This window comes from Pseudoalteromonas sp. OANN1 (assembly GCF_024124685.1).
Classification (GTDB): domain Bacteria; phylum Pseudomonadota; class Gammaproteobacteria; order Enterobacterales; family Alteromonadaceae; genus Pseudoalteromonas; species Pseudoalteromonas piscicida.
Genome location: NZ_JAMXSE010000020.1, coordinates 69,427 through 85,505 on the forward strand (window position 1 = coordinate 69,427; position 16,079 = coordinate 85,505).

Annotated in this window: 9 protein-coding genes; 3 read left to right on the forward strand and 6 right to left on the reverse strand. The window is 42.4% G+C overall.

Translation table 11 applies throughout. The features are described 5' to 3' along the window. The first annotated feature begins 9 nt into the window (after positions 1-9). The 3 genes from mfd to NH462_RS16240 are packed head-to-tail and all read left to right on the forward strand — an operon-like array spanning position 10 to position 4,565. A complete protein-coding gene (gene mfd, locus NH462_RS16230) occupies positions 10-3,483 on the forward strand; it encodes a transcription-repair coupling factor (protein WP_253106657.1) in 3,474 nt (1,157 codons plus the stop codon). Beyond that, on the forward strand, positions 3,480-4,304 hold the full coding sequence (locus tag NH462_RS16235) for a CsiV family protein (RefSeq protein WP_253106658.1): 825 nt from the start codon (positions 3,480-3,482) through the stop codon (positions 4,302-4,304). Before mfd ends, NH462_RS16235 begins: the two co-directional genes overlap by 4 nt. Before the next feature lie 12 nt (positions 4,305-4,316). Then, complete coding sequence (locus NH462_RS16240) at positions 4,317-4,565, forward strand: lipoprotein (protein WP_045988508.1); 249 nt, start codon at positions 4,317-4,319, stop codon at positions 4,563-4,565. Between the two features lie 719 nt (positions 4,566-5,284). On the opposite strand, the gene NH462_RS16245 is transcribed toward NH462_RS16240, so the two are convergent. From NH462_RS16245 to pgm, 6 genes are all read right to left on the reverse strand, one after another. Continuing rightward, complete coding sequence (locus NH462_RS16245; protein WP_253106660.1) at positions 5,285-8,236, reverse strand: TonB-dependent receptor; 2,952 nt, start codon at positions 8,234-8,236, stop codon at positions 5,285-5,287. A 950-nt stretch (positions 8,237-9,186) separates the two neighbouring features. Continuing rightward, positions 9,187-10,758, reverse strand: a complete 1,572-nt coding sequence (locus tag NH462_RS16250; protein WP_253106662.1) for a dihydrolipoyllysine-residue acetyltransferase — start codon at positions 10,756-10,758, stop codon at positions 9,187-9,189. A gap of 9 nt (positions 10,759-10,767) precedes the next feature. After that, positions 10,768-11,745, reverse strand: coding sequence for an alpha-ketoacid dehydrogenase subunit beta (locus NH462_RS16255; protein ID WP_010604720.1), 978 nt, complete (start codon positions 11,743-11,745; stop codon positions 10,768-10,770). After that, positions 11,745-12,962 carry a thiamine pyrophosphate-dependent dehydrogenase E1 component subunit alpha gene (locus tag NH462_RS16260; RefSeq protein WP_010372716.1) on the reverse strand — a complete coding sequence of 406 codons (1,218 nt, stop codon included), beginning with the start codon at positions 12,960-12,962 and terminating at the stop codon, positions 11,745-11,747. Before NH462_RS16260 ends, NH462_RS16255 begins: the two co-directional genes overlap by 1 nt. 351 nt (positions 12,963-13,313) lie before the next feature. Further along, positions 13,314-14,348 carry a succinylglutamate desuccinylase gene (gene astE, locus NH462_RS16265; RefSeq protein WP_253106664.1) on the reverse strand — a complete coding sequence of 345 codons (1,035 nt, stop codon included), beginning with the start codon at positions 14,346-14,348 and terminating at the stop codon, positions 13,314-13,316. Between the two features lie 82 nt (positions 14,349-14,430). Next, on the reverse strand, positions 14,431-16,068 hold the full coding sequence (gene pgm / locus NH462_RS16270; protein WP_253106667.1) for a phosphoglucomutase (alpha-D-glucose-1,6-bisphosphate-dependent): 1,638 nt from the start codon (positions 16,066-16,068) through the stop codon (positions 14,431-14,433). Positions 16,069-16,079: the final 11 nt, after the last annotated feature.

Consider the following 16,079-nt stretch of genomic DNA (forward strand, 5'->3'; position numbering starts at 1 on the left):
GAGTAATCAATGGCGAATGTGCAATGGAACAATTTACCTTGGGTAAAATCAAACAAGGATAAAATTTCGTGGGGTAATTTGGTTGGCAGTAGCTTGTCACTGTGTTTGAGTGAGCACATCCAACAACATGACAACTTAGTTGTACTCGTCACCCCCGATACACCCTCTGCACTTCGCCTTGAGCATGAACTGGCGTATCTTTTAAAAGACACGCCTGTCATGATGTTTCCTGACTGGGAAACATTACCCTATGATCACTTTTCACCACATCAAGACATTATCTCCCAGCGTCTTGCAACGCTAAATACACTCAAACAGGAAAAGCAATCCGTACTCATCATTCCTGTTTCAACACTCATGCTACGTACCGCACCACCTAGCTTTATCCACGGCATGAGTCTTCAGGTAAAAAAAGGTGACACAGTAGACGCACAAAGCTTGCGTGATACCTTAACTCAAGCGGGTTATCGTCATGTTCAGCAGGTAATGGAGCATGGTGAGTTTGCTGTTCGAGGCTCCATTATTGATTTATATCCCATGGGTAGCCCACTCCCCTTTAGACTAGATTTCTTTGATGATGAGTTAGACTCAATTCGTCATTTTGATATCGAAAGCCAACGCTCAAATGATGAGATTGATGCTATCGATTTATTACCGGCGCACGAATTCCCAACCAATGCAGAAGACATTGAACGCTTTAGAATTAATTACCGCGAAGCGTTCGGCGCAAGTAGTGAAAAAGACAGCATCTATATGCAAGTCAGTAAAGGGAACTGGCCAGCGGGTATAGAGTATTATTTACCGCTCTTTTTTGATTCGTTAGCGACGGTGTTTGACTATTTACCTGAAGATACCGTATTTATGCCTTTTGGCGACATTGAATCTGCGGCCCAAACCTTTTGGCAAGACGTATCTAAACGCTACGAAAGTCGCCGGGTTGACCCTCTTCGTCCACTACTTTCACCAGCCAAGCTATATCAGCCAATAGAGACCTTATTTGAAGGCCTTAACGGCTTCTCTCGAATAAAGCTTAGTCAAGCGATACTGGGAACCAAAGCGGGCAATAACAATATCGCAGCAGAATTAATCGACGATGTCCGCATTGAGCATAAACAAGCTAATCCATATCAAAAAATCCTCGATTACATCGCTGCTGAGAAAAAACAAAAGTCTCGGGTGTTATTCAGTGTTGAATCAGAGGGCAGAAGAGAGTCACTGCTTACCTTATTAAAACCAACAGGTCTAAAGCTTAAGCCTTATAAGCGCATTGCAGAGTTTGTCTCTAGCGACTCAGATGTTGGTGTGGTCGTCACTCCACTTGCGACCAGTGTTAAGCTACTGGATAAACAATCGCTGTCTATCATCACCGAGCAAGAGCTGTTAGGTGTTAAGATTTCCCAAAAGCGCCGCCGTAAACATAAATACGAGCAAGGGCAAGATGCGCTGATCCGAAACCTCGCTGAGTTGAAAGAAGGTCAACCTATTGTTCATTTAGATCATGGTGTAGGCCGCTATTTAGGGCTAGAAACCATAGATGCAGCGGGTATTGCTACCGAGTTTGTGACTATCATCTATGCCAATGACGCTAAACTTTATGTGCCTGTTTCTTCGCTTCATATGCTCAGTCGTTACTCAGGAGGTGAAGAAGCTTGTGCACCACTTCATAAATTGGGTAACGACGCCTGGGAAAAAGCAAAACGCAAAGCGGCTGAAAAAGTCAGAGATGTTGCAGCTGAACTCCTAGATATATACGCAAAACGCCAAAGTAAACCGGGATATGCATTTAAGCTAGATGCGAGTGCCTATCGAGACTTTTCTGATAGCTTCCCATTTGAAGAAACAGACGATCAACGCAATGCAATCACAGCCGTACTTGCAGACATGCAATCAAGCCTAGCAATGGACAGGCTAGTTTGTGGTGATGTTGGCTTTGGTAAAACCGAAGTGGCCATGCGTGCTGCATTTGTTGCCGTCAACGATAGCAAACAAGTGGCCGTCTTAGTGCCAACTACACTCCTTGCCCAACAACACTTCGAGAACTTTAAAGACCGTTTTGCCGATCTGCCTGTTGAAGTTGGTGTGCTTTCGCGCTTTAACTCAGCGAAAGAACAAAAAGAAACGTTACAAAAACTTGAAGAAGGCAAAATTGATATTGTGATAGGCACCCATAAGCTTATCCAAGAAAACATCAAATTCGCCGATTTGGGTTTGTTGATTGTTGACGAAGAACATCGCTTTGGTGTGAGGCAAAAAGAAAAGATTAAGCAGCTTAGAGCGGATGTCGACATTCTTACCCTTACCGCTACCCCAATCCCGCGTACACTGAATATGGCAATGAGTGGTATGCGTGATCTCTCTATTATCGCGACACCTCCAGCCAAACGATTAGCAGTAAAGACCTTTGTGCGAGAGCGCAACGACGAGCTTATCCGCGAAGCAATTTTGCGTGAAATCAAGCGCGGTGGACAGGTTTACTTCCTCCACAATAATGTCGAGACGATAGACAAAATCACCGCTGATATCTCAGCGCTCGTGCCAGAAGCCAATGTCACCACCGCCCACGGGCAAATGCGTGAAAAAGAACTTGAGCACTTGATGGGTGAATTCTATCACCAAAAGTATAATGTGCTTGTGTGTACGACCATTATTGAAACCGGTATCGATATTCCCTCTGCTAATACCATCATAATGGATAGAGCCGATAAACTCGGATTGGCACAGTTACATCAGCTTCGCGGCCGTGTAGGACGAAGCCATCACCAAGCATACGCATACCTACTCACGAAGAATAGCCAAGCCTTAACTAAAGACGCGGTCAAGCGCTTACAGGCCATTGAGCAACTCGAAGACTTAGGCGCAGGTTTTGCCCTTGCCACCCACGATTTAGAGATCCGTGGTGCAGGTGAGTTACTGGGAGACGACCAAAGCGGGCAAATTCAAACCGTTGGCTTTACACTGTATATGGAAATGCTGGAACAAGCAGTTGAAGCTTTAAAAAATGGTAAAGAGCCGACTCTCGATAACCTACTTCAGCAGCAAAGCGAGGTTGACCTTAAGTTCCCAGCACTGCTACCAGATGATTACATTCATGATGTAAATATTCGTCTTAGTATGTATAAACGCATTGCTAGTACAAAGTCGCTGGCGGAGCTTGATGAGCTGCAAATCGAATTAATCGACCGCTTTGGGCTGCTGCCAGATGCAGCGAAAAACCTCTTTGCGGTGCAGTCTGTTAAGCTAAAAGCAACCCAATTAGGCATTAACAAGGTCGAAGCAAACCCCAAAGGTGGCTTCTTTGAGTTCAGTAGTCATACAAAAGTTAACCCAACATTCATCATAGGATTGATACAAAGTAGCCCGTCAACCTATAGAATGGAAGGCGCGAATAAACTGAAGTTCCTGATCGAAGAAAAAAATGGCCAAGAGAGATTAAAACTGGTGAATGCGATGATTGATGACTTTGAGAAAAAGGCTGTAGCATGAAAACAATAAAAAGTCTGGCCATCCTAGCGGCTTTGGCAAGTAGCGCGTCTGCACATGCCACCCGTTGGTTTGAAGTAGAAATGATAGCATTTGAGCAAGAGCCTAGTTTCTCTTTGCGAGAAGACTTTAGTATTGAACCCGAACCACTCAATCGGAAAAACATCAAGTCACTATTATTCGACGGTTTTAATACCACCGGCTATAAACTATGCTTGGAAGGCAGCGAGCAGTTTGCTGAGCAAGATTTTATTCGAGGATTAACGTCGGGCGCACGCTCTAGTTCTTGCGATCCAGATGCAAACTATGTTGAAAAATTTGGCACTTTGCCTCTTTCACCGCAAGTTGAGTCACAAGAACATATGGACTCAATTTATTTGTTGGATAAGTCCCAGCTTAATTTTTCTAACAAAATTGCTGAATTAAAACGTAAAGGACTCAAGCCACTGTTACACACAGGTTGGCGATTCCCGGAACAAAGTAACAAGCGTGCTCCCAATATCGAAATTATTGCTGGCAAACAGTTTGCGTCACCATCCAGTTATAGCGTAACTGAAAATGACGATCAGTTTTCGTCACTATCGAAGCGCTTTAATATTCAAGAATCAAAAGAGCAAGTGCATTGGCAACTTGAAGGCCTGATTAAAATTCACGTGAGACATTACCTTTACGTGACCACAGATTTAGATTTAAAGTACGATGACGGTAACGATATTCGTACTGCTCGTATGTCTCAATATACACGCGTGTATAGCGGCGACATACATTACTTAGATCACCCCAAACTTGGGGTCATCTTTCAAATAAGAAAATACAAACATTAGACGGGCAACCCTATGAAAAAATTACTAACTGCTGCTGCGCTACTGACCCTAGTCGGCTGTTCTAAAGTAAGTTTAGAAAACTACAACAAGCTAGAAGTAGGCATGGACAAAGCTGAAGTTGAGAACATTCTTGGCTCCGCTGATAAATGTGAAGAGAAAACGCTACACACCAATTGCATTTGGGGAAGCGAAGACAAGCACATTAAAGTAACGCTGCTTTCTGATAAAGTCACTTTGTATTCTAAAAAAGGATTAGAGTAAGTTTTACTCAATGCCTTTTCCATCATAGGTGAAGGCATTTAACTCCCCCCTAACGATGCAACAATGTAAATACTAAAAACTAGTTTCCCCCTAAAATCTATATTCATTTCTAATACCGTTTTAACTAAGTTTATGATCTAATAACCTCATTGAAAAATGAAGCGACCAAGTTGAACTTTGAAAAACCACTTAGAAGAGAAGTGACAATCACTTAAAATATTGCACTTCAGCTCTTTTTACTTTGCTGATGGCTTTTTCTTACTAAAAAAATAGTGCCAACGATTGAAAGGTTTGTTTGAGAACCACACTACGATCGTCCACCACCTATATTGGATAGGTACTCAAGGTTTCACTGTATACTCTGTAGATATTCGATATGGTATTTCAGCTGCCTACCCTTCGGTTTTCTCGGATACAACCAGTTAATACACCCTAGCTATAAGCTTTTACGCAATATTAACCTGCTGAAATGATACCTCAAGTCCCATTATGCCGAGTGGATATTTAGTTCTAGAAGAAGTGCACTTGGTCAGAAATAGGGATACTCGCTTGGCCTAGAACAGCCTTATCCCTATTCGCTTAATTAAGTGTATATGCCGTAAATGCTAGATTGAGATGAACAGTTTATAGATAAAAATGGTTTAAAAATGACAATTAAATATCCATAGAGCCGTAAAGTAAAAAGGCCACCCAAAGGTGGCCCTATTCAATTTCAAATGTTAGAAATTATAGGTTAGATTAACAAACGCTCTGCGTCCCCAAGGGTCGTAGATCGCTGATGACGTACCTGCGCCACCAACATAATCAGGTATAAGTTTATCGAAAATATTACGAACACCCAATTCAACCGAAAGGTCTTCAGTTGCTAAGTAGCGAGCCGATAAGTCATGATACACCATGCTCGGAGCATATGGATATGCGGTATCTTCAGGTGTATCACCTTCTTTCTTACCATCTGCGCTGTACGTTTCTTTCAAATTGATAATAGCGGATCTGTCTATGAAACGGCTACTCCAAGTGACAGATAAGTCATCTAAGTTATACGTTGCTCTGAAAGTCGCTTGCCATGTTGGATCACCGATTTCGCCGTCTTGACGGTCAGGCTTATCAGGATTGTTCTGGAACTCATACGTATCGTACTCGATAACATGGTTAACAAATAGGTTAATCTTTGCACTACCAGGTAGCGAGAAATCAGCAAGATCAAGGTTATAGTTAAAGTCAGCCTCTACACCTGATAACACACGTTTAGCGGTATTTTGGTAGCCAGACTCAACAAACGTAACTGATTTGTTGTTTGGATCGCGCGTAATTTGCGAGCAATAAATAGGATCAAGCTCAGGGCCATCTACACAGTTATTCACTACTGTCTGTGGCGTAATTGACTGAATAGCATCTTCAATTTCAATATCATAGTAATCGATACTAAATGAGAAATCCTCAAACGCAGTAGTAACGAAGCCAAGTGTGAAAGAAGTTGATTCTTCAGGCGTCAAGTTTGGATTTCCGCCGATGATTACCCGTTTACTAGCATTATCTTGACCAACATGGTCAGCTGGAATACCCAATGCGGCACAGTTTGCAGCGCGATTAGGATTGTTAGCCAATCTTGTTACATCGCATGGATCCCATACACGTGCAAAGTCAGGACTACGAGGAGAGAATGCTTCGGTTACGTTAGGAGCTCGTACCGCTTCACTATAAGTACCACGAAGACTATAACCTTCCACTGGAGACCACATGAAACCAGCTTTCCAAGCATCTACTTCACCAGCATGTGAATAATCCGCTCTACGAAATGCACCGTCAATACTTAACTCATGTGCTAAGAAAACGTCAGACAAAATAGGTAAATTAACTTCGAAGAACCATTCTGACACATCATATTCGCCATATGTATCTGGCGTCGCTACCTCGTTTAGAGCCCCTGATTTAGTTAACTCATCAGTAATCGAGCCCGACGACTCCCAGCGCTTTTCGTAGCCGAGTGCCATTCCCATAGCACCACCAGGTAGTTCAAACCACTCAGAACTATCAAACGACACCGAGCCACCAAAATACCTTTGTTTAATCGTATCTTGGCGAGTGACATTAGCACTAACCCACGCCTTTGCTTCTTCAGACGCTTGATCATAGCCAAACGGGTTGTAAGCCACACAGCTATTCACATCTACTGTAGCGGGGTTCGAGTAGCCTTCCCCTTGCATAGATGGAACATTAGCACGACAATCAGCTTGACCTGTTTCAGGGTTAATGACTGCATCTAGTGCAGCAACCCAGTTGCCAATAATGAGGTCATTAGCCTGAACACGATCATTTTCGGTACGTCCGTATGAATAATAAACATCATAATCGAATAGCGTTTCACTCAGTGTGAAATCACCTTTGATCCCGGAAACCAATCTAAATGTCTCACGCTTGTTACGTGCCTCTCGGTTACCTATCTCATCAAAGAACTTATGTATACCTATTTTTTCTAAGTCAATACTATCGTCTTGTGCAGCCTTAGCCGTGAAGAAGTCAAGCGTCTCTTGCGACACGAAAGGGTTTTCTAATAAGTTAACGGTATCACCATCACCAAAACGATACGCAGGCTGAGCCTGTTGAATGATATCCGAACGTACATATTTTACGTCTGAGTAAAATTTAACATTATCATTGATTTCGTAATTAAAGAATGATCCTACCGTAACTTTGTCACGCTCAGGAAGAAAGTTTTCGTATCTTGTTGTAGAAAAGCATAGCTCACAGCCATCAGGGAAGCTACCGAAAGCTGAAGAGTTAGACAAATCTCGCGTCGGCATTAATTGGCCATTACCTGCATTATCAAAAGTGTAGTTTGTTCTACTGTAATCTAAAACAGAAGTTTGACTGATCCACTCAGATAAAATATTTGGCGCCCACAGCTTATCAGGAATACCATCATCTTCACCTGTATCTGCTGGGTTATTAACAGTACCACTTTCACTGTAATGACGCATGTCACGTTCCATTACTTCCGCAACAGAGTCTTTGGTGATATAAACCGTCGCGTTGCCTTTCCCGTCAGCGGTTGATGTGCCACCGACTAAGCTGAAAGTTTTATTTTTGTTACCAATGCCATGAAGTGAGTCACTATAACCTACTTTCAATTCAAGGCCTTCAAAGTCATCTCTGGTAATAATGTTAACTACACCAGATACCGCGTCAGAACCGTAAATCGCTGATGCACCGCCAGTAATCACTTCAACACGTTTAATCATTGAAGTTGGAATAGTCGATAGATCAACAACCGCTGAGCCTTGCTGACCAGCTACGTGTCGTTTGCCGTTTACCAATACTAGTGTTCTGTCTGTTCCTAAACGACGTAAATCTATCGTACTTGAACCTGCATTTTCATTGCTTCCAGTATTCGCTCTTAACGTGCCTGTTGCACCAATCGCAGGTAATTCTGAAAGTACCTGCGCAAGGTCTGGGATGCCAGCTTGCTCTATTTGTTCACCCGTTAACGTGATAGTTGGAGACGGTTGACTAAGTTCATATCGCGCAATACGTGAACCCGTCACTTGAATTTTTTCAATTTCTTTTACTGAGCCGTCTTGCTGTTCTTCTGCTAGAGCTGAACCGGATATAGTTGCAGCTGCTAGAAAAGACATTTGAATGGAGCTAAGTATTTTATTTTTAGCAAACATTGAAATTTCCCTTGTTGATATTCTTTTTTATTTTTAGCTAACACTTCATATTAAGTTAAGGTTTGATAGCAAACCAAATTAACAACTCATTTCTACCTTTTTTAACAAAAAAATAAAAGCTTTCTTTCTAAACTCATGAACTAACAAAACAACACAATGTAAACATATCAAAACAAATTACGAAAAAACAAAAGGTTAATCCTTAAAGAGAACACCCTTTAAATTCCAAAAAAATGCACAATAAACCAATAAAAAAAATCAAAAATTTACAAATAAGAAACAAAATAACGACTACCTTAATGATTACAACATTATTTTTTATGTCACTTTACTTTAATAAAGCTGGGGTACACTGATAGGCATTTTAATTTTTGAGCTGAAATTAAAGTGGATTAAAAAAGTGAAAAAACCATTTATTGATTTTTTTAAATTAATCTACGAACGCTAAGGATTCGATAGTTATCTTTTAGACAAAAAGCCAATTAGTTAGTGATTCCAAAGACACATAACTTGCGGCTAAGCTTAAGATGAATTGAAATGCACCGATAAAATCTGTATTTAACCAGAGGTTTGGATAAGAAACTAGCTACCCCATTGTTTTTAAGCTCACATTAAATTATCTAGCCAGAGAGTTTTGGGGATAACACCGCTTCTGTGTCCTGCTCTCGCTAAGGTACCTACATCCTGTAGGCAAGGTGAATTTACGCCCCAATAGCTGGCTGTTAGAGTTAAATTGGCTGCTAGAAAGGTATTAATTATCCACAGCTCGGGTTATTTAGTAAAGACGCTAATTTTTAGGAAGGAATAAGTTTACTTACGATTTGTCTGAATGGGGCTAAGTTTGAAAATTACAGGCCAATACCACGTAAATAGATTCCCTAACTTTTGAGGCAATCAAAAAAGGGCCGTAAAGGCCCTTTACAACAAGTAGAAACTAGCAAAAACAAGGATTAGCGCATTGCCATCATCATTTTAGCCGGTTCCTCTAGGAAGGTTTTCCATAAATTATTGAAACGTGCGATCGTGCCACCATCAATAATACGATGGTCGCCAGACCAACTTACTTGCATGATAGAGCGCGCAACCACATTACCTTGTGCATCGAAGCGTGGTAACTGCTGCACTTTGCCAAGTGCAACGATAGCAACTTCAGGTTTATTGATAATCGGTGTCGCAACAGTACCGCCAATCGCCCCTATGTTTGAGATTGAGATAGTACCACCTTTCAGAGAATCAGGAGATACACGCCCTTCTCTCGCCGCTTCTGTCAGTTCAGTCACAGACTGGGCAACTTCCACAATCGATTTGCTTTGGCATGACTTAATATTTGGCACTAGAAGACCCAGCTTGCTGTCCACCGCCATACCAATATTGTGATCATCAAAATAAGTGATTTCCGTACAGTCATCATTTACTTTTGCATTCAAAATTGGGAATTCGTTGATAGCAAGTGACAACGCCTTGATAAAGAATGGCATCATCGTCAGCTTCACGCCTTGTTTGGCATATTGCTCTTTCAAGGCACCACGAAGCGCAATTAAATCGGTTAAGTCAATCTCGTCGCAGTAAGTGAAATGTGGGATCGTCGAAACAGAAGCCGCCATCTGTTTGGCCATCGCCGCTTTCATACCACGCAGAGGCTCAACTCTTTTCCCACCTTCTGAGGTAGGAGTCGGCTTTTGCGTTTGAGACTGTACCGTTGTGCTAGCTTCATTCGTGGTCGAAGCGTCAGTTACACCGTGCTCAAGGAAATGTTCGATGTCTTCTTTATAAACGCGCCCATTTTTACCAGAGCCAGGTACTTCAGAGAGGTCAATACCAACTTCGCGCGCCTTGCGGCGTACTGCAGGAGAGGCAATTGCTTTACCATTTTTTGGCAAACTACGCGTAGCCTCATCGTTTGCAGTAGCAGCCTGTGCTGTACTTTCTTTAGGTTTGTGGACATCAGCGATTGGATCGTCTGATTTTCCGGCGTGAGATGACGCCAACTTCATTTGAAATAGCGGACTATGCACCTGTGCTATCTCGCCTTTTTGATAATAGAGTTTTTCAACAATACCATCGTACTTGGCTGGAATTTGCACTAGCGCCTTGTCAGTCATTACATCACATACGGCCTGATCTTCTTTGATTTCATCACCTTCAGCGACAAGCCATTCAACAATTTCGCACTCAACAATGCCTTCGCCAATATCAGGTAAGATAAAGTCTTCAAGTACAGTACTGGTTGAAGTAGTTGGCGAGGACTGAGGTGCCGATTGCTCCGGCTGAGCAGCTTGCTCGCCAGCAACATCCATTGCAAACAAAGGCTCATGCACCTTCGCAATTTCACCTTTTTCGTAATGCAGCTTAGTGATCACACCGTCATGTACCGCAGGGATCTGAACTAGTGCCTTATCAGTCATTACATCACAAATAGGTTGATCTTCTTTTACTTCGTCACCAACAGCCACCAACCACTCGACGATTTCGCACTCTACGATGCCTTCACCAATATCTGGTAAGATAAATTCTTTAGCCATAACTTATCCTTAAAATTCCATAGAACGTTTGATAGCGGCAAACACTTTAAGTGCATCTGGCACATATTCTTTTTCAAGTGCTAAAGGATATGGCGTGTCTAATCCACAAACTCGCTCAATTGGAGATTCTAAATGCAGGAAACACTCTTTTTGTATGGTTGCTGCAATCTCAGCGCCAAAACCATTCGTGATTGGCGCTTCATGGCTCACGACCAAACGACCCGTTTTAACCACTGACTTGGCTACCGTGTCCATATCCCAAGGAAGAATACTTCTTAAGTCGATTATTTCACAGCTAATACCTGCTTCTTCAGCTTTTTGTGCCGCTTGTTCGATGATTTCCATCTGCGCGCCCCAAGCCAATAGCGTTATGTCGGTACCTTCTTTAATCACTTCGGCTTTACCAAGCTCGATGCTGTAATCTTCTTCTGGCACTTCACCAACAGAAGCACGATATAAGCGCTTTGGTTCAAAGAAAATAACCGGGTTATCATCTTTAATGGCAGCACGCAGTAGACCTTTTGCTTGATATGGGTTACGCGGTACAACAATTTTAAGACCAGGTGTATGTGCAAAGTAAGCTTCTGGTGATTGTGAATGATATAGACCACCTGCAATACCGCCACCGTATGGCGTACGAATTGTTAAGTTACCCACATCAAACTCATTACCCGAGCGATAACGGAACTTGGCCGACTCGTTCACGATTTGGTCAAATGCTGGGAAGATATAATCCGCAAATTGAATTTCAGCAAGCGCAGGGGCACCAAACGCAGCAAGGCCATTGGCAAAACCCAAAATACCTTGTTCAGTCAGTGGTGTATTAAATACGCGGTGTTTACCATATTTTTCTTGAAGGCCTGAAGTTGCACGGAATACACCACCAAAGTAGCCTACGTCTTCACCAAAAATACAAGCCTGCGGATGCTCTGCCATCGTGATATCTAGCGCCGAATTAATGGCGTGTAGCATGTTCATTTTAGCCATTATTTAATTCTCCCTGCGGTGACTGGGTATGCGTCTGGATAAGCTTTAATATGCGCTTTCAATTCATCATATTGCTTTTGCAGCGATGGAATTGGCGTATCATAAACGTCCGAGACCAGATCTTCTAAAGCAGGCTTCTGTACTTTCTCTGCAACCTTCAATGCAGCCAAGATATCTTCACGGATTTTTTCTTTTTCCGCATCATCTTGGGCTTCATCCAGCCAACCTTGTTTTAAAAGCCATTGCTTAAATCGATTTACCGGGCAACTATTTTTAAATTCAGCTTCTTCGTCTTTAGTACGGTAACCAGACGGATCATCAGAAGTTGAATGTGCACCCAAACGGTATGCAATAGATTCAATCATCACAGGCTCACCGTTTTCAACTGCGATTTTACGCGCGGCTTGTGTCGCGGCGTAAACGGCAAGCGCATCGGCACCATCCACACGGATAGTTTTTATACCATAGCCTACACCGCGAGCGGCAATACCATCACCTTTGAACTGTTCATCCGCAGGTGTTGAAATCGCATAACCATTATTACGTGCATAAAAGATGACCGGTGAACCATGCACTGCGGCCATGTTTAGACCGGCGTGGAAATCACCTTCTGACGCAGCACCTTCGCCAAAATAGCAAATCGTGACATTATCGATTTCAGACGTTAGCTCGCCGGTTTCTTTATCAATATGTTTTAGCTTTTGGCCGTACGCATAGCCCGTTGCTTGAGGAATTTGCGTTCCTAGCGGCGACGAAATAGTCAAGTAATGTAATTCTTTAGAACCATAGTGCACAGGCATTTGGCGGCCTTTGCCTAAGTCCTTCTCATTCGAGAATAGCTGATTCATGAACTGCTCAAGCGAAAAACCACGATAGTGAATTGCAGCTTGTTCACGGTACTGAGCCATGATCATGTCATCTTCTTTAAGCGCTGCGGCACTTGCCGTAACAGCAGCTTCTTCGCCAAGACATTGCATATAGAAGCTAATACGCCCTTGACGCTGAGCACCTTGCATACGCTCGTCAAGTAAACGAATAAACCGCATTGTAGAGTAAATTCTTAATGCAGTTTCTTTATCAATATCTGGTGCTGTTGCACCGTCTAGAACATCGCCTTGGTCACTTAAAATCTTTAATGTAGGGATATTGAGTGCATGACCATCTATAAATTCCAGCGCGTGGCTGATATTTAAGGATATATTATTGGGGTTAGTCATAACCTACCTTCTCTTGTTGTCATAACAAACTTACGGAGTTCAAACCCGACTTCCTCATACGAGATCTGGCTTCAGATAGCGCAAGACGAAAAGAGTCTTAACTCACCTCGCATTTATGATTGTGTTAATTGGTCTTGATCACATTTGTGGTTAGTATGAATAACTGGTCTAACAACTTATCAAAGACTGAATAATATTTGCGATTTAAGTAAGTAAATTAAATTAAAGCGTTTCAACTTTACGTTAACGTAAACGGTTATTCAACTAATCCTAGATGAATAACCGTGAAAATGCATCAATGTTTTTGGAAAGATTTTGATACGAAGGCAAGTAGAATTTTACATCTATGATTTATATAAAGTTTTCATCAACCTCTAACGGTACAACGGTTAGTAATGCACGTTGCCCCAAAGCAACATTGGCATTTGGGAAGATAATAGCTTCGCCTTCAACCTCAGCGAAATACTGCTTATCTCCGTCCGTCGCTAGTAATTCACCTTCCGCAAAGCCTGTAAAATTCTCTGCAGAATCAGCGAATGGAAAAGAAAATTCGGCTTGAGTACGATTGATAGTACGATGAACGGTAAATAGCTCGAACTCATCTGCATTAAATTCTTTATATTCCACTTTTTCTTGGCTAATTAATGCTTTTAGAGTTTCCTTGGTTTTTGCAAAGCTCGCCATGTTATTTTCACCAAATGGCTTCACCTGCCCAAGTTCGATAGTGAAAGCATCAGCCCCAAACTGGTAAGAAGAAAAGTAACTAAATGTTGTCGCCGCCGAGCGCATCATTAATACGGTATTGACACCGCATGACAATAAAAACTGTAGCTGTGATTTCTTCCACGGCTTACCATGTAAAAACGGATAAACTGCAAACTTTTCGTTTTTAGACCCTCTAATAGCAGTATGAAGGTCATAGTGACAACGATAGCGCTCACCGCTCCCCTGTTCAAAGAAAGCCTTAACATAACCTTCTAGCTTTTGAGCTCTGACCTTTTCAGGGTTATCTGTTTCTTGATTATGTGCGCCGTTAAATAGGCGGTTTAGATTTTCATCGACAAAACGCTGGCCAATATTAATGGATTTCGGGTTGCCAAAAATAAACAACACCCGCTGCGCCAATGCCAATCTGCCAGTAATAATATGTTGGATAAGCTCATCACATATTTCAATTGGCGCGGTTTCATTGCCGTGCACAGCGCTCGATAGCACAATATCTTTCGTTGTTTCACCTGCAGGCGTAAACTGGATCACACCAGTATCATGGACTTCCACCAAGGTACCGTTGTCTAAAGTGAAGTTTACGGGTTCAAGTGTAAATTCGTTATTTCTTGTGATAGTAAGAAAGTCACCGCTTTGTTTTAATTCTGCTAAGTACGTCATAATTCCAAATTGATGTTGTTGAATAATCCGCATTGGGATACAAAAAAGCCATACGAGGAGTATGGCTTGTAGAAGCTTTTTGTTAACTAATCACTGAGTCAACCAATGTCTTTGCCTCATGTTCAAGTTCAGCTAAATGCGCTTCACCTTTAAATGATTCAAGATAAATTTTGTAGATATCTTCAGTGCCCGATGGACGCGCCGCAAACCAACCGTTTTCGGTAACGACTTTAAGACCACCAATAGCAGCACCATTACCTGGGGCATTGGTTAATATCTGAGTAATTTTATCACCTGCTAGGGTGTCAGCCTTGATATTATCTGCACTTAATGCCTTGAGCTTTGCTTTTTGCTCAGTATTTGCGGGTGCATCGATACGTTTGTATACAGGCGCGCCAAATGCTTGTTCAAAAGCGTGGTAATGTTGAGATGGCGATTTACCTGTAACAGCTAGGATCTCAGCGGCAAGTAACCCCATGATAAAACCGTCTTTGTCTGTACACCATGTGCTGCCGTCTTTTCTTAAAAACGCAGCGCCAGCACTCTCTTCACCGCCAAATGCGAGCTCTCCTGCCGCTAACCCGTCTACAAACCATTTAAAGCCAACTGGCACTTCGTAAACGTCTCGACCATTTGCGCCACACACTTTGTCAATCATGGCACTAGATACCAGTGTTTTACCGATTTTTACTGAACTCTTCCAGCTCCGGTGTTTAATGAGATAGTCAATTGCAACGGCTAAAAAGTGATTCGGATTCATCAGGCCGTCTGGCGTAACAATACCATGTCTGTCGAAATCCGGGTCATTACCAATACCGATATCGTAGTCATCTTTCAGTGCTATCAAATTAGCCATTGCAAAAGGTGATGAACAATCCATGCGCACCTTACCGTCTTTATCAAGTGGCATAAAGGCAAAACTTGGGTCGACAACGTCATTTACAACCGTTAGCTTCAAGTCATAGTGTTCGGCTATCACAGGCCAGAAATTAACACCTGAACCACCAAGTGGATCCACGCCAATGTTAACACCAGCTCGAGCAATGGCTTCCATATCAATGATATTACCCAAGTCTTGAACGTATGGTGTGATCAGATCTTCATACTTGATAAATCCAGATCTTCTCGCTTTCGCAAACGGGAATAACTCAACTTCAACCAAATCTTCGAGTAGTAGCTGATTCGCCCTATCTTCAATCCATTTGGTGACATCGGTATCGGCCGGTCCACCATTTGGTGGGTTATATTTGAACCCGCCATCTTCTGGCGGGTTATGTGATGGCGTAACTACAATACCATCTGCAAGCTCGTGTGGATTGTTTAAATTGTGCGAGACAATCGCATGGCTGATCACTGGGGTTGGTGTGTAGTCATCATTTTCTTGTGTGATGACTTGCACTTCATTGGCAACCAAGACCTCAATAGCCGAGTTAAAAGCGGCTTCCGACAACGCATGAGTGTCTTTACCAAGAAAAAGCGGACCGTAAATATTGTTGTTTTTACGGTAATCGCAGATCGCTTGAGTGATGGCCAGAATATGCGACTCATTAAACTTAAAATTAAGTGAGCAACCTCGGTGGCCACTTGTGCCAAAGGCGACACAATGTTCCGGATGCGCTTCTAAATCAGGCTCATTTAAATAGTACGATGAAACCAGCTTAGGTACATTTACCAATAATTCTTTCGATACCTTTTTGCCAGCTTGCGGATGGATCGCCATAAGATTTCCTT